19 protein-coding genes are annotated in these 19,469 nt (G+C 44.9%); 14 read left to right on the forward strand and 5 right to left on the reverse strand.

The window, feature by feature from the left end; translation table 11 throughout:
* Positions 1 to 7 precede the first annotated feature (7 nt).
* From QYB97_RS17580 to QYB97_RS17590, 3 genes are all read left to right on the forward strand, one after another.
* Positions 8 to 931, forward strand: a complete 924-nt coding sequence (locus tag QYB97_RS17580) for a PLP-dependent cysteine synthase family protein (RefSeq protein ID WP_301167325.1) — start codon at positions 8 to 10, stop codon at positions 929 to 931.
* Positions 932 to 2,065: a bifunctional cystathionine gamma-lyase/homocysteine desulfhydrase gene (locus QYB97_RS17585; protein WP_301167326.1), complete on the forward strand. Its 1,134-nt coding sequence runs from the start codon at positions 932 to 934 to the stop codon at positions 2,063 to 2,065.
* A gap of 139 nt (positions 2,066 to 2,204) precedes the next feature.
* Positions 2,205 to 2,444 (forward strand): YrhC family protein, encoded by a 240-nt coding sequence (locus QYB97_RS17590; protein WP_301167327.1) that lies wholly within the window; start codon positions 2,205 to 2,207, stop codon positions 2,442 to 2,444.
* A gap of 68 nt (positions 2,445 to 2,512) precedes the next feature.
* Here QYB97_RS17590 and menA read toward each other — a convergent pair whose 3' ends face one another.
* Complete coding sequence (gene menA / locus QYB97_RS17595; protein WP_301167328.1) at positions 2,513 to 3,403, reverse strand: 1,4-dihydroxy-2-naphthoate octaprenyltransferase; 891 nt, start codon at positions 3,401 to 3,403, stop codon at positions 2,513 to 2,515.
* Between the two features lie 584 nt (positions 3,404 to 3,987).
* On the opposite strand from menA, the gene QYB97_RS17600 reads away from it, so the two are divergent.
* From QYB97_RS17600 to QYB97_RS17610, 3 genes are all read left to right on the forward strand, one after another.
* Positions 3,988 to 4,131, forward strand: coding sequence for a YrzI family small protein (locus tag QYB97_RS17600; protein ID WP_301167329.1), 144 nt, complete (start codon positions 3,988 to 3,990; stop codon positions 4,129 to 4,131).
* Between the two features lie 131 nt (positions 4,132 to 4,262).
* Positions 4,263 to 4,412, forward strand: a complete 150-nt coding sequence (locus QYB97_RS17605; RefSeq protein ID WP_301167330.1) for a YrzI family small protein — start codon at positions 4,263 to 4,265, stop codon at positions 4,410 to 4,412.
* Between the two features lie 97 nt (positions 4,413 to 4,509).
* Positions 4,510 to 4,677, forward strand: coding sequence for a hypothetical protein (locus QYB97_RS17610; RefSeq protein ID WP_301167331.1), 168 nt, complete (start codon positions 4,510 to 4,512; stop codon positions 4,675 to 4,677).
* Here the strand turns inward: QYB97_RS17610 and QYB97_RS17615 are convergent, their stop codons facing one another.
* Both QYB97_RS17615 and QYB97_RS17620 read right to left on the reverse strand, forming a co-directional pair.
* Positions 4,678 to 5,412: a TPM domain-containing protein gene (locus tag QYB97_RS17615; RefSeq protein ID WP_301167332.1), complete on the reverse strand. Its 735-nt coding sequence runs from the start codon at positions 5,410 to 5,412 to the stop codon at positions 4,678 to 4,680.
* Positions 5,412 to 5,978, reverse strand: coding sequence for a LemA family protein (locus QYB97_RS17620; RefSeq protein WP_301167333.1), 567 nt, complete (start codon positions 5,976 to 5,978; stop codon positions 5,412 to 5,414). Before QYB97_RS17620 ends, QYB97_RS17615 begins: the two co-directional genes overlap by 1 nt.
* A 150-nt stretch (positions 5,979 to 6,128) precedes the next feature.
* On the opposite strand from QYB97_RS17620, the gene QYB97_RS17625 reads away from it, so the two are divergent.
* The 3 genes from QYB97_RS17625 (at position 6,129) to QYB97_RS17635 (ending at position 9,118) form a co-directional block, all read left to right on the forward strand.
* The gene (locus QYB97_RS17625; RefSeq protein WP_301167334.1) at positions 6,129 to 6,329 is read left to right on the forward strand and encodes a CsbD family protein; all 201 of its coding nucleotides are present in this window, start codon (positions 6,129 to 6,131) and stop codon (positions 6,327 to 6,329) included.
* Between the two features lie 228 nt (positions 6,330 to 6,557).
* Complete coding sequence (locus QYB97_RS17630; RefSeq protein ID WP_301167335.1) at positions 6,558 to 7,793, forward strand: SGNH/GDSL hydrolase family protein; 1,236 nt, start codon at positions 6,558 to 6,560, stop codon at positions 7,791 to 7,793.
* Positions 7,794 to 7,810: 17 nt separating this feature from the next.
* Positions 7,811 to 9,118 (forward strand): alpha/beta hydrolase, encoded by a 1,308-nt coding sequence (locus tag QYB97_RS17635; protein WP_301167336.1) that lies wholly within the window; start codon positions 7,811 to 7,813, stop codon positions 9,116 to 9,118.
* Positions 9,119 to 9,164: 46 nt separating this feature from the next.
* On the opposite strand, the gene QYB97_RS17640 is transcribed toward QYB97_RS17635, so the two are convergent.
* On the reverse strand, positions 9,165 to 10,370 hold the full coding sequence (locus tag QYB97_RS17640) for a nitrate/nitrite transporter (RefSeq protein ID WP_301167337.1): 1,206 nt from the start codon (positions 10,368 to 10,370) through the stop codon (positions 9,165 to 9,167).
* A gap of 200 nt (positions 10,371 to 10,570) precedes the next feature.
* On the opposite strand from QYB97_RS17640, the gene nirB reads away from it, so the two are divergent.
* The 3 genes from nirB to nasC are packed head-to-tail and all read left to right on the forward strand — an operon-like array spanning position 10,571 to position 15,486.
* Complete coding sequence (gene nirB / locus QYB97_RS17645; RefSeq protein WP_301167338.1) at positions 10,571 to 12,979, forward strand: nitrite reductase large subunit NirB; 2,409 nt, start codon at positions 10,571 to 10,573, stop codon at positions 12,977 to 12,979.
* Positions 12,980 to 13,003: 24 nt separating this feature from the next.
* A complete protein-coding gene (gene nirD, locus QYB97_RS17650; protein WP_301167339.1) occupies positions 13,004 to 13,309 on the forward strand; it encodes a nitrite reductase small subunit NirD in 306 nt (101 codons plus the stop codon).
* Positions 13,310 to 13,344: 35 nt separating this feature from the next.
* Positions 13,345 to 15,486, forward strand: a complete 2,142-nt coding sequence (gene nasC, locus QYB97_RS17655; protein ID WP_301167340.1) for an assimilatory nitrate reductase catalytic subunit NasC — start codon at positions 13,345 to 13,347, stop codon at positions 15,484 to 15,486.
* Between the two features lie 53 nt (positions 15,487 to 15,539).
* On the opposite strand, the gene QYB97_RS17660 is transcribed toward nasC, so the two are convergent.
* Positions 15,540 to 17,285, reverse strand: coding sequence for an ABC transporter ATP-binding protein (locus QYB97_RS17660; RefSeq protein WP_301167341.1), 1,746 nt, complete (start codon positions 17,283 to 17,285; stop codon positions 15,540 to 15,542).
* A 284-nt stretch (positions 17,286 to 17,569) separates the two neighbouring features.
* On the opposite strand from QYB97_RS17660, the gene QYB97_RS17665 reads away from it, so the two are divergent.
* Entirely contained in the window at positions 17,570 to 18,610 is a 1,041-nt protein-coding gene (locus QYB97_RS17665) for a LacI family DNA-binding transcriptional regulator (protein ID WP_301167342.1), read from the forward strand.
* An 85-nt stretch (positions 18,611 to 18,695) separates the two neighbouring features.
* Positions 18,696 to 19,466, forward strand: a complete 771-nt coding sequence (locus QYB97_RS17670) for a hypothetical protein (protein WP_301167343.1) — start codon at positions 18,696 to 18,698, stop codon at positions 19,464 to 19,466.
* The last annotated feature ends 3 nt before the right edge of the window (positions 19,467 to 19,469 follow it).

Below are 19,469 nucleotides of genomic sequence, written 5' to 3' on the forward strand. Positions count from 1 at the left end.
CTGAGCAATGACGGTTTACAAAAACATACATGAGTTAATAGGAAACACACCTTTGCTTCAGCTAACCCAATTTCAGCTGCCTAACAAGGTAAAACTTTATGCAAAGCTGGAATATTTGAATCCGGGCGGCAGTGTAAAGGACCGGCTTGGTAGAGAATTGCTGGATGAGGCTTTTCGTACGGGTAAACTGGCTGAAGGAGGGACCATCATTGAGCCGACAGCCGGGAATACGGGAATCGGGCTGGCTCTTGCTGCGATCAATCGGGGAGTGCGTGTTATTTTTGTAATCCCTGAGAAGTTCAGTATTGAAAAACAGGAAATAATGAAGGCGCTTGGAGCGACTATCATTCATACACCTACAGGGGAAGGGATCAAAGGAGCCATCAAAAAAACGGAACAGCTTCTTAAAGAAATTCCGGGCTCCTTTACGCCTGCCCAATTCTCCAATCCTTCCAACCCGAAAACGTACTACAAAACATTGGGACCTGAGATTTGGCACGATTTAAACGGTGAGGTAGACATCTTTGTTGCAGGAGCCGGTACGGGAGGAACCTTTATGGGTACTGCCCAATTCTTGAAAGAAAAGAAACCATCACTAAAAACGGTAATCGTAGAGCCGGAGGGATCCATTCTAAACGGTGGACAGTCCGGGCCCCACAAGACGGAAGGAATTGGCATGGAGTTTTTGCCTGGCTATATGGATCCTTCTTATTTTAACGCGATCCATACGATTCAGGATACTGACGCCTTTTCCAGAGTAAAAGAACTGGCGCAAAAAGAGGGGATCCTGGTGGGCAGTTCATCGGGTGCTGCGCTTCACGCAGCCTTGCTGGAAGCAGAAACAGCACCTGCTGGCTCCACGATTGTGACGATCTTCGCTGACGGAAGTGACCGGTATTTAAGCAAGAAGATTTATGAAGGGGGAATTTAAGTGAAACGTAAAACAAAATTAATTCACGGCGGGATTCCGAGTGATGCAGCAACAGGAGCTGTTTCTGTTCCCATTTATCAAGTGAGCACATATAAACAGGAAGAAGTCGGAGTGCATAAAGGGTATGAGTATTCACGAACTGGAAATCCAACCCGATTTGCGCTTGAAGAGCTTGTAAAAGATCTCGAAGAAGGAAAACGAGGCTTTGCTTTTGGATCTGGAATGGCTGCTATCACAGCTGTCATGATGCTGTTCAGTTCAGGCGATCATGTTATTTTAACGGATGATGTGTATGGCGGCACGTACCGGGTGGTTTCCAAGGTGCTGAACCGGATCGGCATTGAGTCCACGCTGGTGGATACAACCAATCTGGATGCCATTAAAGAAGCGATTCAGCCGAATACAAAAGCTCTTTATGTAGAAACACCAACAAATCCGCTGTTAAAAGTAACCGATCTTAAATCGGCATCCCAGCTGGCAAAGGAAAACAACCTTTTGCTGATCGTCGACAATACCTTCAGCACTCCATATTGGCAAACACCGATTACATTTGGTGCGGATATCGTCCTTCATTCGGCAACGAAATACCTTGGCGGCCACAGCGATGTGGTGGCTGGAGTGGTTGTAGTAAACGATGAAAAGCTTGGCGAGGATCTGCACTTTGTTCAAAATTCCACAGGCGGTATTTTAGGGCCTCAGGATTCATGGCTTCTCATCAGAGGGATCAAAACACTCGGCTTGCGAATGGAAGCAACTGAAGCAAACACGAAAAAGATCGTGGATTTTCTGTCCGATCATCCATCGGTTAAAAAGATCTACTATCCTGGCCTCGAGAGCCATCCGCAGCATGAGATTGCCAAAGCGCAAGCCGGTGGTTTCGGAGGAATGATTTCTTTCGATGTAGGCAGTGAAGAAAAGGCAGCTGAGGTGCTCAGTAAGGTTCGTTACTTTACGCTGGCTGAAAGCCTTGGAGCGGTGGAAAGCCTGATTTCTGTTCCTGCCAAAATGACTCATGCTTCCATACCGGCTGAGCGGCGTGCTGAGCTGGGTATTACCGACGGATTGATCAGAATTTCGGTTGGTATTGAAGATGCTGAGGATTTGATCGAAGACTTGAAAGAAGCTTTGGCGTAAATCCCAGTCAAAATTTCTTTAAAACTCCCGTTTCTCTTTAGAGAACGGGAGTTTTTTCATATATTTGTCAAAAATTAAGTATGTCTTTCTACCTGTTTTATGTTATTGTAATAAAAGAGGTTAGGAGGCTGTTAAAAGTATGGAATCAAAAGTATTGCAAGACCTAAAGCAAAAGATCCAGGACTATCAGCACTACGGGATTGTCCTATTAGGGCTTAGCTCTTTTATGTATTTGGGAACAGTAATTCCGTTCGCAGGCAAAGACGTAACCGATGAAATCGTCTGCGGAACCACATCATTGACTGGACTTGGATTCACAACACTTATGTATTATCAAGCAAAGCGGCTGAAAAAACAGCTGCAGGATATAGAATCATAAAACAAAAAAATGACCGGCAGCGTGGGGGCTGCCGGTCATTTTTTTTGTATGTTGGAATAACAGCTACTTTATATTGATATACCAATTAAGGTGCCGATGCAAAGCAGGATGCCAAAGGCTAAATGAAGCATGGCCGTTAATCCCAGTGTAGTGTTCAATTCTTTTGGCTCCCAGGTGCGCAGACTGATGGAGAGGGCTTTAAGGGCAATGGGAAGCGACAAGAAAGCAAGCAGGCTCCATACAGGAAGCATAGAAACTGCAACCAGGATCAGCAGCAGAACATAGGCGCCAATCATCAGGATCAAATATTCAACGCGGGCACCGGTTCGGCCAAGCAAGCCCGCCACGGTAATTTTGTTGATCAGTTTATCACTGTCAATGTCCCTTAAATTATTCGCCTGCAAAATCGCCATAATCAAAAAGGCATTAGGCAAGGCGATCAGTACAGTACCCCAGTCAACGGTAAGTGTCTGAACATAATAAGAACCAATGACAGCAAGCACGCCAAGCGTGGTACCGGATGCGAACTCTCCAAACCCGTTATATGCTAAAGCATAGCGGGTGGCCGTATAAAAATAGCCGATCAGGAGAGACGGAATACCGATATAAAGGATAAAGCGGCCAGTAAGACCAGCCAAAACCAAGCCAATGATACTGCCGAGAGCAAAAAAGATAAGACCGGTAATATGGACTTGTTTTGGAGTCATTTCTCCGCGGTCTATAACGCCTGAAGGGCTGAGTGATCCGGGCTGGTCAGCCCCTTTCACATGGTCGTAATAGTCGTTGACCAGATTTGTTCCGCACTGCATAAAGACGGCACCAAGGAGTGTTAAAACAAACAGTCCCCAATGAATGCCGGTGGATTGCAGAGCGAGTATGGTTCCGAACAGAACCGGTATAATAGCAGCCGTTAATGAAAATGGCCGTGTAGAAGCCAAAATAACTTTAGGGCTTACCATAATGTTCCTCCTTACTAAAATGCAAATGATGTAGTATAACCATTATAATACAAATGTTTGTGAAAATGTACACAAGATGCTTGGGCCACAGAAATAATCATGGCAGGGCTGGAATCTTTTTCTTGAGAAACAAATAATAAAATGGGTGATCTTTTACCTTTCTTTTGCATATAAATAAATTGTTTGGAAAAAGTGGTTTACAAAGTGATCAGACTACGTTTATACTTACCGTGTAAAGAATAATCAGAATTCAAGAAGGAGGTCGGACACAATGATGAAATTACAGCCAGCTTTTGCACAACTACAACTTCATGCAGCACTAAGATGTTCGGCCAATGGACACCCGCTTTTTTGATTTGTAATTTTCGATAAAAAAGCGCCGCAGGCCGAATGATGCCCTGCGGCTTTTTTGCGCCCTTTTTTAGGGAAGGCTGCAGGGATCATCAGGATCTCTGCGGCCTTTTTTTATACAACTAAAACGAGAAGGAGATGAGTGTAATGATGATTAGCATCGCATTACTAACCTGGTTTTCACTGGAGAAGGATATGGACTGTTAAAGGCCACAAGAAAGGAGGAATGCCAAATGATTACACTGAACTTATTTTTTGGAACCATTACGATGTCATTTCAACGAAAAATGAACAGCAAGAGTGAAATAGTTCATCAGCAGCAAGTCGATAAAATGTACAGGGAAACTCAAGAAAAATTGATGAATCAAGTGTATTAAAACCTTGAAAGCATTTGATTAAAAAAGGAGAGGGTATAAATGATGAAGCGAAAACTGGTATTTCTGGATTGGATGGTAACGGAGAAGGATACGACCTGAAAGAGTAAGAACGCAGGAGAGGAGGAGCCTGTATGCTAACATTAAATCTTTTCTTTGGTACGTTGACCATTTCATTAAGGAAGAATGAAAGAACGTACAAAGAATATGTACATCAGCAAAATGTAAACGAAATGTTCGAAGCTGCCCATAACAAGGCGAGAGAAGCGAACTATATAAGATAAATGAAAAGCAAAACCGCCCGTGCCAAATGATTGCAGGGCGGTTTTTTTGCGGTATGATGAAGATATGACTTCAGTATAGAAGGGTGGAATATCATCCATGAAAAAAGATGTTCATTGCTGTGCAACGTGCGTAAATTTCAAGGCATCGCGGCTCAATAACGGAATGAAATATGAATGCGTACGGCTGGGATTTGATACAAAGCCTTCCTACAAATTCGATTGCTGGGATCCAAAGGAGCACGTAAAAAAATGGATCGAAAAGTAGCTACCACCCCCTGCCTGCACCACCACCGCCAGAGGATCCACCTCCGCCTCCTCTGCGGCCGCCGCCTCCACCGCCTCCTCTTGAAAGCATGGAAAGAATCATGTAGGTGAGAAAGCCGTTAAAGAATTTAATGTCCAAAAAAATAACCGCTACAATAATGATGATGTAAAACCAGGAAAAGGGATCCTTTTTCTGCTCCTTGTTCTTGGCCGTGGGAGCATCCTGGCCTTTATATTCCTTTTGGATTTCTTTGGCCAGGGCTTGATAAGTATGAGTGATGGCCTGATCATTTTTTCCCTGCTTTAAATAAGGAATGGCATTTTCATCCAGAATTCTTCCCGCTTTGCCATCCGGAATGGCTCCTTCAAGCCCGTATCCCACTTCAATACGGATCTTTTTCTGCGAAAGGGCCACCACAAGCAGAACACCGTTATCCGCTTCCTTCGTTCCAAGTCCAAACTTCCTGTATGCCTCATTTGAATACGTTTCAATGGGTGTATCACCAATGGATTGAACGGTAAGAACAGCAAGTTGTGCACTTGTTTGATCCTCCAGCTGTCTTCCAAGAGACAGAATCTCCGTCTTTTCCTGCGGGCTAAGCACTCTTGCATGGTCCTGAACATAAATGTCTCCCTCTTGTGCCGGTATCGTATCAGCAGAAACCGGAATGGCGGTTGTAAGTACGGAAAAAATAACAAACAAGCCCACGAAGAGGGAGAATTTTTTGGAAAACATCAGCTGTTTCCTCCAAAGTCTACTTTAGGCGGCTCCTGTGCATTGGCACTTGCCTTAAAGTATTCTTTTTTATCAAATCCTCCAATCCCTGCAATTAAGGCTCCTGGAAACCTTTTTACTTTTTTGTTGTAGGAAGCAACTTTTTCATTGTAATCTCTTCTCGCCACGGCAATTCGATTTTCAGTGCCGGCAAGCTCATCCATCAGCTGGGTAAATTGCTTGTCTGCTTTCAGATTGGGGTATCTTTCCTGAATGACAAGCAGGCGGCTAAGGGCACCGGTCAGCTGGTCATTCGCCTGGGCTTCATCCTGTGGCGATTTAGCGCCGGCAAGACGTGCGCGGGAATCAGAAATATCTTTAAGAACCTCTTTTTCGTGTGAGGCATAGCCCTTAACTGTACTCACAAGGTTTGGTACCAAATCAACACGCCGCTGCAGTTGAGTTTCGATTTGGGAATACGACTGGTCCACATCTTCTTCGCTATTTACGAATCCGTTATAGCTTGTGAAAAACAGGATTACGAGTACAGCAATAATTAATACAGGCACTAGCCAGCTTTTTTTCATATGTACACTCCTCGATTCTTATTGGATAATTTTTATTTTTCCCCTATCGTATGATTTAAAAACGAAAAATATGGCACATGATTAATATCTGTTGGACATGGGTATATACCACTATAGACGATTTTGAATTTCCTAAAGGAGGAACCAACCATGAATGACGATCAAACACAAGGAAAATTAGACAAGCTGAAAGGCGAGGCAAAACGCGGACTCGGCAAACTGACAAATGATGAAGCAACAGAGGCAGAAGGAAACAAGGATAAAATGAAAGGCGAAGCGCGTGAAGGAGTTGGCGATTTGAAAGATAAAGCAGCCGACAAAGTAAATGACGCGTTTGATAACAGAAGATAATTATTTATAAGTAAGAAATGAGGCAAAAGGAGAAACTTCTTTTTGCCTCATTTTTTTTGGGGAACCTCTCTTACGGAGAGGTTTTTTTTGTATGAAAAAATGCCCAGGCAGACTGTACCCTTTTCCTACAAAAGATCCCTTTTTTTGTATTTGTATTTACTTAAATTGACAAAATTATATAAATATTCAAAAATTAAAGTATCTAAAATAATAGGGAGGTAGGAAAGAGTGTTGAAAAAATCAATGCTTTCGTTGATAACAGCATTTGCATTTTTAATGGGAGGTTCTTCGTTTTCCACGAATGCGGAACCGCTTACTCACCAGCAAAATTGGATGGCTTCATGGGGAACGAGCCAGCAAATGCCATATGACACCGGAATTTCACATGAAGGTTTCCGTAATCAAACGATCAGAATGGTCGTAAATCCCAATCAGAAAGGGAACCAGATTCGACTGCGTTTTTCCAATCGGTATGGAACCAAACCATTAGCACTGGACCGGGTGGTGGTTTCCAGGTCTGCAGGAGGAGCAGATACGGTTTCCCATACAAAACGAACCATAACGTTTGGAGGGAAAAATGGAGCAGTTATTCCTGTGGGAGAAGAACTGGCCAGTGATGCAGTAAAGATGCGGATAAAAGAAAACAAGAACCTGACCGTGTCCGTTTATACACATTCCGCTACAGGCCCGACTACCTGGCACTCTCTGGCAGAGCAAACCACTTATGTATCTGATGGAGGGGAGCATACTGCTGAAACGAACGGAGCTTCTTTTTCAAGAAGGTATAATAATTGGTTTTGGCTGGAAGGGCTGGATGTTATTCGAAAGCAAAAGAAAGACAGGGTGATCGTTGCCTTAGGAGATTCCATTACTGATGGGTATGGATCCACGGCCAATACCAATCAGCGCTGGCCTGATTTTCTTGATCAAAGACTGCAAGATACAAAAAAGGACGGATCGATCGCCGTCATTAATCAAGGAATATCCGGGAATAAAATTCTTCGTGATTCCCCCATCTTTGGTATCAAGGCTCTCGACAGATTTGATCATGATGTTCTTGAGCAGCCCGGTGTAAGCGATTTCATATTAATGGAGGGCATAAATGATATTGGGCATGAGCCGCATGAGTTTAATTCGGGGAACATTATTGCCGGAATGCAGCAGATGATTGACAAAGCACATGCAAGAGGAATAAACGTGTATGGCGGCACATTGACGCCATTCCGGGGTACAACCATTGCCGATTATTTTACGGAAGAGGGAGAACAAACGCGAAAAGAAGTGAATGAATGGATCAGGCACAGCGGGGAATTTGATGGAGTCATCGATTTCGATCAAATGATTCGTGATCCGCAGCAACCTGAGCGTATGCTTCCCGCTTTCGATTCAGGAGATCATCTGCACCCGAATGATGCGGGATACCGTGCTATGGCATATGGCATCAATCTTTCTTTATTTAAATAAAGCAGGGAGGTTGTTTTATGTATCGTCCATTATTTAAATGGCTGGCTGCATTCCTCATTGTCCTTGTGATTCTTCCGCCTTTACACACACAAGCAGAGGGCGGGGAGCATTTACGAGTTGTTTCTGATACGGCATTAACTGAAAGGCTGCACGAAATCGTGCTGGACAGCCCGGCTCTTGGAAAACAGACCCCTTTGAGGGTCCTCCTGCCAAAAGATTATGATGAACACGCAAAGAAAAAGTATCCTGTGCTTTATATGCTTCACGGCTGCTGTGGCGATTATAAATCCTGGACAGTTGCAGGTGATATTGAAAACATGACAAAGGATCTGCCTTTGGTTATCGTAATGCCTGACGCAGGCCGGGGAGGAAGCTACTCCAACTGGTACAACAATGGGTCCTATGGAAAGCCTCAATGGGAGGATTACCATATCAAAGAGCTCATTCCATGGGTTGAGCAAGCCTATCAAGTTAAAAATACAAGAGAGGGAAGAGCTATTGCCGGCTTGTCGATGGGTGGCTTCGGCTCCCTGTCCTATGCTGCCAGACATCCGGATCTATTCCTGGCTGCTGCTTCTTTTTCAGGAGTCATAAATACAAACCTGGACCCTGTTTTCCTGGACAAAACCATTTTTCAAAATCAGGAAAATGTGCCTCCGGGAACCGTCTGGGGAGACCGTGAGACACATGAAATCATATGGAGAAGCCACAATCCATGGGATCTTGCCGAAAATTTAGATGGTGTAAACCTGTCAATCTATACGGGAACAGGTGAAGCTGGCGGTCCTTTGGACGGCGGGGTGGCTTCGTCTGTTGAAGAGATTTGCTACAGCATGTCCACAAGCCTGCATAACCGGCTGGAGCAGCTTAACATTTCGCATGAATGGAATAGCTATGGCCCCGGTTCTCATACATGGGGTTACTGGAAGCGGGACCTTGAGCAGACGCTTCCCCGTTTCATGACATTGTTTGCGCATCCAACGAAAGCTCCGATGCCCTTTTCGTATAAATCGGCAGAAACCTCGTTTTCCATTTATGGGTGGAGCGTGCAATTTAACAGAGTAGCAGAAGAGTTCGCAGAACTGCAGCAAGTCTCGAAAAATGGTTTTACAATTACCGGTTCCGGGACGGCTGAAATGAAGACAGCAGCCTGGTATAATCCGCATAAACGATACCTCGTTAAAATGCACGGAAAAGGAAATCACCAAACAATAATCATTAAACCGGACCGTAACGGAAAGCTGAAGTTCGATGTGAAAATTTCTGCTGATCCGTCAAAGCAAGAGAAAAATACAATTGAGGTTATCATTCGAAAATTAGGCTGAAAAAGCCGCCCTCCTTCCAAAAGAAGAGGGCGGCTTTCATGATTTTTTACAGTTTAATAGAGCTTTTCTGTAGAGCCCATGTTTTCTTCCAGGCGTTTTGTGCGACCATTAAAAGAATGAAAGCAAAACCACCAATCAAGGAATAAACGATAAAACCCGAAGCATATGTGCCTGAAAGTTCCTTTAGTGAGCCCAGAATAATCGGAACGAAAAAACCGCCGACTCCTCCTGCAGCCCCTACAATCCCTGTAATTACCCCGATCTCGTTTTTAAACCGCTGAGGAACCAACTGAAAAACCGCACCGTTTCCCTTCCCAAGGCATGACATTCCGGCAAAAAGCAAAACAGTTGTCACAGAAAGGGAAGGGAGCTGGCTGACACCAAGCATGCACAATGTCACACCAATCAGTAAATAACTCAAAAGCCGGACGCCTCCGATACGGTCGGCGATCATGCCGCCAATCGGACGGACAATGCTGCCAGCGGCAACACATAATGTAACAAAATTGCCGGCTGAAACGCTCGGCAAGTGATATTGATCCACGAAAAAAATACTTAAAAAACTGGTCAGGCCCACGAATCCTCCAAAGGTTACACAATAAAGAAGGCAAAAATACCACGTATCTTTTATCTTAAGCACGTTGAAATAATCTCTGACCGGCTTAGCGGGAGGCTGCGAGGGAGCATCTTTCGTAATGAAAAGGTATAACACCAGCGTGCACAGCAGCGGGATCAGGGCAATTCCCATGACTCCATTCCAACCGTAGTGTTCGGCGAGCCTTGGACCAAACAGTGTGGCAAGCAGTGTACCGCTGTTGCCGGCTCCGGCAATTCCCATCGCCACTCCCTGAAGGTGTGGAGGATACCAGCGGCTTGCCATTGGCAAAGCGGCCGAAAAGCTCGCGCCTGCCACACCAAGCAAAAATCCGATGCCATAAAGCTCTGCCAGATGCGTTCCTGATAACCAACCCCATAAAAGAGGGACAGTGGTCACCAGCATTCCTCCAACAGCCGTCTTTCTTGGACCGATCCGATCAGTGAGTACACCGAACAAGAGCCTGAATAATGAGCCGCTGAGAATAGGGATGGCGACAATCAGTCCTTTTTGAGAAGGGGAAAGTCCAAAATCCTTTGTAATATAGACACCCAGAGCACCAAGGAGCACCCAGATCATAAAGCTTACATCAAAATACAAAAAAGAACCCAGCAGTGATGGGGCATGTCCGTGACTTCTTAACTCTTTTAGTCTCATTCATCTCTCTCCATTCCTGATTTTTCTTTTAAGTCTACGATTGTTGTCTGGGCATTGCTTTGTTAATGGAAGAAAAGATAACAAACTTTTTTCATGAAAAAACCATGTCAGCTTTTCTTACAATAAACGAGAAATTATTCCAGTGGTTGTGATAACTTTCTAAAAAAGAGAGATAGGATATTGACTAACAGGAGGCTACCATGGAAAAAAAGAAGCTTGTGCTTATAGGCAATGGCATGGCCGGAGTTCGCTGCATTGAGGAAATCTTGAAAATAGACACTGAGGCTTTTGATATTACCATTTTCGGAAGTGAGCCGCATCCCAACTATAATCGAATCCTTTTATCTACTGTTCTTCAAGGCGACACTTCCATTGAGGATATTACTCTTAATGATCGAACGTGGTATGAGAAGAATAACATCACATTATATACAGGGGAAACGGTGATCAGCATTGATTCGGAACAAAAGAGCATATATACCAATCTTGGAAGAGAAGTGGCATATGACCGCTTGATACTGGCAACAGGATCGAAGCCCTTCATGCTCCCGGTTCCGGGTGCAGATAAAGAGGGAGTTACGGCGTTCCGTGATATAAAAGACTGTGAAACGATGATCGATGCCGCACAGAATTATAAAAAAGCGGTGGTTATCGGCGGAGGGCTTTTGGGGTTAGAAGCAGCAAGGGGGCTGATCAACCTTGGAATGCAAGTGGATGTGGTTCACCTTGGCAGTCAGCTGATGGATCGTCAGCTCGATGGCACTGCTGCTGCCCTTTTGAAAAAGGAACTGGAGCAGCAGGGTATGAACTTTTTGATGGAAAAACAAACAGCAGAAATAATAGGTGAAAAGCGGGCAGAAGGTGTCAGGTTCAGTGATGGGTCGATGGCAAAAGCCGATCTGGTGGTCATGGCTGTTGGCATCCGGCCGAATGTACAGCTTGCCAAAGACGGCGGAATTCCTGTAAACAGAGGGATTCTTGTCAATGATTATCTGGAGACTGAAGTTGGAGACATTTATGCAGTGGGAGAATGTGCGGAACACCGCGAAATGGTGTACGGCCTTGTCGCTCCGCTATATGCACAAGGAAAAGTATTGGCTGAACATATTACAGAAACAGGAACAAGCCAATATGAAGGTTCTGTTATTTCCACACAATTAAAGGTTTCAGGCGTAGATGTGTTTTCTGCAGGTCACTTTATGGATGAAGAACATACAAAATCGGTAAAGATTTACGATGAAGTAGAGGGTGTATATAAAAAGATCGTCTTTCAGGATAACCGTGTAATTGGTGCGGTCATGTTTGGGGAAATCCAGGATGGTCCGAGGATTTTTAAAATGATACTTGAAAAACAGGATGTTACCGGCATTCCAAAAATAGCGGTTATGGCAGCGCCTGTGGAAGAAACAGCAGAAAGTGTTGTTGCCTCCATGACTGAAAGTGAAGTTGTCTGCGGATGCAACGGGGTAACCAAAGGTGCGATATGCGATGCCATCGTGAATCAGGGTCTGACCACACTTGACGAAGTAAGGGATTGCACCAATGCTTCCCGTTCCTGCGGAGGGTGCAAGCCGGTAGTTTCAGAGCTGCTGGAATACACGCTTGGAGATGACTTCAAGTATATTGAGCAAAAAGAAGCGATCTGCAGCTGTACCAGCCTTAGCCGGGAAGAAGTGCTGGAAGAGATTAAAAGCAAGAACCTGAAGTTTGTGAAAGAAGTCATGCATGTTTTGGACTGGAAGGAAAAAGAAGGCTGTTCCAAATGCCGTCCTGCCCTTAACTATTATTTGGGAATGATGAATCCACAGCATGAAGACGAAGCAGCTTCGAAATTTGTAAATGAGCGGATGCACGCGAATATTCAAAAAGACGGAACCTATTCTGTCGTACCGAGAATGTACGGCGGTGTAACCACAGCAGAAGACCTGCGAAAAATCGCCAATGTCGCGGAAGCCTACAATGTACCAATGATTAAATTGACCGGAGGCCAGCGGATTGATCTTTTGGGCATTAAAAAGGAAGATCTGCCAAACGTCTGGGCAGAACTGGATATGCCTTCCGGTTATGCGTATGGAAAAACCCTGCGGACAGTGAAGACGTGTGTAGGGGAGCAATTCTGCCGTTTTGGAACACAGGATTCCACCAGCCTGGGCATTGAATTGGAGAAGAAATTCGAGCGGCTTAATACCCCGCATAAGGTGAAAATGAGTGTATCAGCATGTCCTCGGAACTGTGCCGAGTCGGGAATCAAGGATTTTGGAATCGTGGGAGTAGATGGCGGATTTGAGCTGTATGTCGGAGGAAACGGAGGTACCCACCTGAGAGCCGGAGATTTGCTCTGCACCGTCCAAACGAAAGAAGAGGTCATTACAATGGCGGCCGCCTTTTTGCAATTTTACAGAGAAACCGCCCATTACCTGGAGCGTACGTCAAAATGGGTTGAGCGGATGGGGCTTGAATACGTCAGGGAAGTTCTTTTTGATGAAGAAAGCCGTTCCCAATTGGCCGGACGGATTGAAGAAGCTCTTTCCTACACGAAAGAGCCGTGGAAAGAGATCATTAAAAATAAGGAAACGAAAGAGAAGTTGTTTGAAAGCCTTAGTGTTTAATAGATCAAAAGGAGGACAAACATAATGAACCGAATCGAAGTCGCCAAGCTGAGTAAATTACCGGAAAAGCTGGGAATGTCATTGAAAGTGGGAGAGCATGATATTGCTCTCTTCAAGCTGTCGAACGGAAAGATTAAAGCCGTGGAAAATCGCTGTCCGCATAAAGGGGGCGTACTCGCACAGGGAATGGTTAGTGGAGAGTATGTATTTTGCCCGATGCATGACTGGAAAATATGCACTGAAAGCGGAGAGGCGCAAGGTCCGGATACAGGCTGTGTGAAAACGTATAAAGTGGAAGTGCAGGAGGAGAAGGTTTACCTTTGTTTATAAGAATGAAAGACAGGGAGGGAGGAAGGTGAGTATCTTTGACAAGTAGTTTTCTGGAGCATTTCCGCCATCAGCAGCAGGATACAGAAACAGAGAGTGTGATGGATACACAGTGTCCCTTCTGCAGTGTTCAATGCACCATGCAGCTGCTTGAACAGCGTACGGGAGACCGGAAAAAATATAAAGTTCTGCCGCTGAAGGAAACGGTTTCCGAGGGTAGATTGTGCATAAAAGGCAGAAACGCGCATCAGCATGCACTTCATAAGGAACGGATTCTGCATCCGATGAAAAAGGTAAACGGACAATTTGTGGAGATTACGTGGGAAGAGGCATTGTCCTTTATCAATAAGCAGTTCCGCACGATTCAAGAGCAGTACGGACCGGATGCTGTGGGGGTGTATGGAGGAGGCTCCTTAACCAATGAAGAAGCCTACCTTCTTGGAAAGTTCGCCAGAGTTGGGCTGCAGACAAAGCATATCGATTATAATGGGCGCTATTGTATGTCAGCAGCTGCTTCTGCGATGAATGAAGCGTTTGGTCTGGACCGCGGTTTAACAAATGAAATGGAAGAAATTCCACTTGCAGAGTGCATCTTACTTGCAGGAACAAACATTGCCGAATGCCAGCCGACACTTCTTCCCTATTTTCGCAAAGCGAAGGACAACGGTGCGTTTATCATCGCTATTGATCCAAGAGAAACGCTGACTACCAAACTGGCTGACCTGCATTTAAAAGTAAAGCCGGGGATGGATGCCGCTCTGGTTAACGGGATGTTAAAGGTGATTCTTGACCGCAATCTTCATGACGAGCAGTTTATAAAAGAGCGTACAGAAGGTTTTGAACAAGTGCAGCAGCACCTTTCCGAAGTTAACCTTGAAGAAATCGCTGATTTAACAGGTCTTCCCCGTGAGATCATTGAGTATGCGGGAGTTGCATTCGGTTCCGTATCACGTGCCATGGTATTTACCGCCAGAGGGGTCGAGCAGCAAACACACGGTCATGAAACCGTCAGAAACTTTATTAATCTTGTGTTGGCTACAGGGAATATTGGTAAGCCGGGTGCAGGCTATGGTGCCGTCACAGGCCAGGGAAATGGACAAGGCGGCAGGGAGCATGGCCAGAAAGCAGACCAGCTTCCGGGCTACCGAAGTATTGAGAACCCGGAACACAGGAACTATATTGCCAGAGTGTGGGGCATTCCCGAAAAGGCGCTGCCAGGCAAGGGAGTTTCTGCGTATGAGATGATGGAAAAGATGGCAGATGGCGAGATTTCGGCTTTGTTCATCATGGGCTCTAATCCTCTGATTTCCACACCAAATGCCAATCTTGCCGAACATGCACTAAGGCGGCTCAAATGCCTGGTGGTGGTCGATATGTTTCTTTCAGAAACCGGGGAGCTTGCCGATTTGCTGCTGCCCAGTTCTTCGTATTTGGAAGACGAAGGAACATTGACTAATCTCGAAGGCAGGGTGACGTTGAGAAGAGCAGCCCGCAGCTGCCCGGGAAAGGTGAAGCATGACTGGGAGATCCTTTGCGATGTGGCGAGGGCATTGGGGAAGGAAACCTATTTTTCCTATTCCAAAGCAGAAGATATATTCAATGAACTAAGACTGGCGAGCAAGGGAGGAAAAGCCGATTACTTTGGAATCACCTATACACGCCTGAAGGAGGAACGAATGTACTGGCCCTGCCCAAGTATGGGACACCGGGGTGAGGGCAGGCTGTTCGATGGATCTTTCGCCCGGACGAACGGGAAGGCAAAGATGCTTCCTGTTATCAATCATGTGCCCATGGAGCAAACCTCAGATCGGTATCCTCTGCATTTGACAACAGGAAGGGTCATGAGCCACTATCTTTCCGGAGCGCAGACCAGAAGGAGCCCAGCCCTTTCTGCCCGTCAGATTGAAAGCTTTGTTAAAATACATCCGAAAACTGCTCATGCATTCGGCATTAAAGACGGGACCATGGTCTATGTGGATTCACAAAGAGGAAGAATGAAAGCACGGGGAGCGTATGATGAATCGATACGGGAAGACACCCTGTTCATTCCTTTTCACTGGGGTGGAGAGCAGAATGTGAATAACGTAACCTATGATGGGCTTGACCCTGTGTGCAAGATGCCCGGATTTAAAGTGTGCGCAGTTAAAGTGTCGCCTGTCATAGATTTGACCATAAATTAACCAGGACAAATAAAAAGCAGTTTCTCTTTTTAGAGAGAAACTGCTTTTTGATATCAACCGGACTTGGAGGAAAACTCTCTGGAATAGAGGCGGGAGTACTCTCCGTTTTTTGCGAGCAGTGACCGGTGGGTTCCCTGCTCCGAAACGCCTTTTTTGTTAAGGACAATAATGCGTTCTGCATTGCGGATCGTCGAGAGGCGGTGGGCAATAACAATGGTTGTTCTTCCCCTGGCAAGCAGGTCCAGAGATTCTTTTACGATGCTTTCACTTTCGTTATCCAGGGAACTGGTTGCTTCATCAAGAATCAAAATCGCCGGGTCTTTTAAAAATACCCGTGCGATGCTTAACCGCTGCTTTTGCCCGCCGGACAGCCTCACTCCACGTTGTCCGATTTCAGAATCGTAGCCGTTTGGCAGACTCATGATAAAATCATGGGCATTGGCCTGCCGGGCTGCTTCTATAATTTGAGCATCACTTGCCACAGGAAATCCATAGCGGATGTTTTCACGGACCGTGCCGTCAAAAAGGTAAACATCCTGCTGCACCGTTCCAATATGCTTTCGAAGTTCCTTTTGTTCAAAATGGCGGACGTCGATTCCGTCAATTAGCAATTCACCTGATGTGACCTCATAAAAACGGGGGATGAGGGAGCACAAGGTCGTTTTCCCGGCACCTGAGGGACCAACCAGTGCTACATATTCTCCAGGCTGGATAGTAAGTGACAGATCGGTGATAACAGGATCCAAATCCTGCTCATACTGAAAGCCAACCTGCTTGAATTCGATTTTTCCTTCCAACGCTGGAAGAGATAAGGCGTGGCTGACATCTTCAATTGCGGGCTTTGTATTCATAATTTCCATAAAACGTGTGAAACCGGTAAGCCCTTCTTGAAGCTGGGTGCTCATGTGCGTCATACGCTGAATCGGTTCAACCATGAAATTGACATAAAGAAGAAAGGTGATCAAATCAGAAAGGTCAAGTGTATGATGCACAATCTTCGAGCTTCCATAGATGATTACTGTCAGAGTGATCAGTTGAATGAACGTTTCAACACCGTTAAAAAATATCGCTTCTGCCCGGTAAATGTTTTTCCGGCTGTCAAGAAAACGGTTGTTTTCCACATTGAACTTTTGGATTTCAATGTTTTCGTTGGCAAACGATTTAACGACGCGTATCCCTGAAAGGCTATCCTCAACACGGGCATGAATATCGCTGATTCTTTCTTTGTTCTTCGTCAGGGCCCGGTTCAGTACTTTATTGAAGATCAGGGAGAAAAAGCCGAGCACCGGCAGAAAGCAAAATACGGCAAGCGTCAATGATGGATTGATTAGAAATAAAATAACAAAGGCACCAGCAAAGCGCACCAGGTATTTAATGTAATCCTCCGGTCCGTGATGATACAGTTCAGAAAGCAAAAGCAAATCATTTGTGACCCGTGACATCAGCTTTCCGGTTTTCTCGCGATCAAAAAAACTGAAGGAAAGCTTTTGCATATGTGCGAATAATTCGCTCCGCAAATCACGTTCCATCCGGGCGCCAACCTCATGGCCTTTAAAATCCACAAAATAATTGCCGATGTTTTGCAGGCCAGTTAGAACAAGCATCAGGGCACCTGTCCAATACACTTTTTCGATGTCCAAAGAGATCTCATCAGCCAGAATGTCCTTCGTAATATACCGGACAAGAAGCGGGTAGACGAGTGCAATGGCAGACGTAATCAGCGCACAAAACAAAACGGAAAGAAACAAACGCAGGTAAGGTTTGTAATAGGATAGAAACTTTTTAATTGGAAATCGCATGGTTTACCCCTTTATGAGTGATTCAAAGACACACATACAAGGGGGAGACACTGTTCACTCACTGCTTAAGAATGTGTATCACCCTTATATGGTCGCTGGCGATGGACATGTCTTAATTTTCTCATTTGAACAGCCTCCTTGTTTATCGTTGCTTATATTGTAAACGATTTCTTTAAAGGAAGACATAAATAAAAAGAAAATTGAAAAAAATTATTTTTGCTTGTTGACATCCACCTGTCATGTGGTAAACTTTTTAAAAATGGAACCGGTTCCAAAGAGAAGATTTGATTGAAGGTAAGGTGGGAAAAGTGGCCCAAAAGGTAACCATTTATGATGTAGCGAAACGGGCGGGTGTTTCAAAAACCTCAGTTTCACGTTATTTAGGCGGACGGCTGGAAGAACTGGCGGAAAAAACAAAAAAGAAAATAGAGTCGGCGATTCAGGAATTGGATTACCGGCCCAGTACGGCTGCCAGAGGTTTAAAGGGGAGAAAAAGCTATCTTATTGGCGTCATTATAGCTGATATCCGCAATCCATACAGTACAGCAATATTAAGAGGTGCAGAAGAGATTTCATCGAAAAATGGTTACAGCCTTATGATCTGCAATTCCGATAATGATCCGGAGAAGGAGAAAAATTTTATTCATATGCTTCAATCTCACCGGATCGACGGGCTCATTATTCATACGACGGGTGGAAATAACTCTTCTTTACTGGAAATGAAAGATGATTCCATTCCGGTCGTACTTCTGGATCGAAATATTCCAGAACTGGATATGGATTTTGTGGGCCTGGATAACCGGACAGCAATAAAGGATTCTCTCGAATTTCTTTTGCAGCAGGATTACCAGCGCATCGCGTTTTTTAGTGAACCGTTTCATGAAATCAGCACTAGGCATGAGAGGTATCAGTTCTTTCAAGATGTTTTGAAAAAGAATAATCACGAAAGCTCTGAGGATATTTATATTGTTTCTACAGAAGACAGCTGCCGGTTTAGAAATAAGCTGCTTTCATTTCTTGAAGATGCCAAGGGACAATCAAGAGCCATCTTTACTGTAAATGCACTATTAATGCTGAAAATCGCAAATGAACTTAATACCATGAACATTTCAGTGCCAGATGAACTGTCACTTCTCACGTTTGATAATCCGGATTGGGCGCCTGTAGTTTTTGGAGGAATCACATGCATTGAGCAGCCCACATTTGAAATTGGAGTAAGCGCAATGAATATGGTGCTGGAACGAATCAGGGGAGAAAGGACAACCTCCGAGTCTTTCTTGTATAAAGGTAAATTAATTAAAAGGAATTCCACCCCGCTGATGTAAAAGAGGTCTTATCGCTAGACCCTTTTTTAAACAGAAAAATGGTACCGGTACCATTAAAAAGTAAGCGCATTCAAGGAGTGAAGACATGAATCACATTTATTGTACACAAAATGCATTTGGGAACACTGGGTCTATTTCGCAGGAAGTTGAAGAGATAGCAGTGTGCTTAGCGGTAGCAAATGCCGATGGAATGGAGGTGCGCCGGGAATTGCTTCCTTCGGGGATTTCGTTGGAGGATGCGGGAGAAAGATTAAAGGAACTGAATCTGGACGTTGTTTTTTCCTCACCCGAGCCATTATTCGATGAAAACGGAAAGCTGAACAACAATAACCTTACGTGTCTTCTTCAGGAGGCAACAGCCATGGGGGCTTTGCTGTTAAAAATCCCGCTTGGCCGCTATAAGGGCATGAAGCATGAACTATTTTCTTTAAAACATCTCTTGTCACAGTTCCCAGCGATAACGTTTACCGTCGAAAACGATCAGACCGCTTATGGCGGAGTAACAAAACATTTGGAAGCCTTTTTTCTGGACTGTCAAGATGAAGAAGTTCCTGCAGGGTTCACCTTTGATGTGGGCAACCCAAAATATGTGGGAGAGAATCCGCTTGCTATGTTTAGAAAGTTGGAAGTTTTTATTCGATACATTCATGTCAAACACGTGATCAATGGCATGGGAGGGTGGAAGACAGTCCAGGTTTCACCTGAGCCTTCTGCCGAGATTGATTGGGTGATTGGTCACACTCCTGAAGATGTTCCCATAGCAATCGAATATCCGGTAGATTTTCTGAATGTATCTCAGCATGTATCAAGGCTGCGTAGTGAACGGTTGAGAAGCTGTCAGGAGCAGGTGCAATAAACG

Source organism: Fictibacillus fluitans (genome assembly GCF_030418125.1).
GTDB lineage: Bacteria > Bacillota > Bacilli > Bacillales > Fictibacillaceae > Fictibacillus_C > Fictibacillus_C fluitans.

What these genes read in the sequence shown, in the direction of transcription:
- QYB97_RS17580 (WP_301167325.1), top strand. Translation starts at nt 8, where the DNA reads ATGACGGTTTACAAAAACATACATGAGTTAATAGGAAACACACCTTTG.
- QYB97_RS17590 (WP_301167327.1), top strand. Translation starts at nt 2,205, where the DNA reads ATGGAATCAAAAGTATTGCAAGACCTAAAGCAAAAGATCCAGGACTAT.
- menA (WP_301167328.1), bottom strand. Translation starts at nt 3,403, where the DNA reads ATGGTAAGCCCTAAAGTTATTTTGGCTTCTACACGGCCATTTTCATTA.
- QYB97_RS17600 (WP_301167329.1), top strand. Translation starts at nt 3,988, where the DNA reads ATGATTACACTGAACTTATTTTTTGGAACCATTACGATGTCATTTCAA.
- QYB97_RS17605 (WP_301167330.1), top strand. Translation starts at nt 4,263, where the DNA reads ATGCTAACATTAAATCTTTTCTTTGGTACGTTGACCATTTCATTAAGG.
- QYB97_RS17610 (WP_301167331.1), top strand. Translation starts at nt 4,510, where the DNA reads ATGAAAAAAGATGTTCATTGCTGTGCAACGTGCGTAAATTTCAAGGCA.
- QYB97_RS17615 (WP_301167332.1), bottom strand. Translation starts at nt 5,412, where the DNA reads ATGTTTTCCAAAAAATTCTCCCTCTTCGTGGGCTTGTTTGTTATTTTT.
- QYB97_RS17620 (WP_301167333.1), bottom strand. Translation starts at nt 5,978, where the DNA reads ATGAAAAAAAGCTGGCTAGTGCCTGTATTAATTATTGCTGTACTCGTA.
- QYB97_RS17625 (WP_301167334.1), top strand. Translation starts at nt 6,129, where the DNA reads ATGAATGACGATCAAACACAAGGAAAATTAGACAAGCTGAAAGGCGAG.
- QYB97_RS17635 (WP_301167336.1), top strand. Translation starts at nt 7,811, where the DNA reads ATGTATCGTCCATTATTTAAATGGCTGGCTGCATTCCTCATTGTCCTT.
- QYB97_RS17640 (WP_301167337.1), bottom strand. Translation starts at nt 10,370, where the DNA reads ATGAGACTAAAAGAGTTAAGAAGTCACGGACATGCCCCATCACTGCTG.
- nirB (WP_301167338.1), top strand. Translation starts at nt 10,571, where the DNA reads ATGGAAAAAAAGAAGCTTGTGCTTATAGGCAATGGCATGGCCGGAGTT.
- nirD (WP_301167339.1), top strand. Translation starts at nt 13,004, where the DNA reads ATGAACCGAATCGAAGTCGCCAAGCTGAGTAAATTACCGGAAAAGCTG.
- QYB97_RS17660 (WP_301167341.1), bottom strand. Translation starts at nt 17,285, where the DNA reads ATGCGATTTCCAATTAAAAAGTTTCTATCCTATTACAAACCTTACCTG.
- QYB97_RS17670 (WP_301167343.1), top strand. Translation starts at nt 18,696, where the DNA reads ATGAATCACATTTATTGTACACAAAATGCATTTGGGAACACTGGGTCT.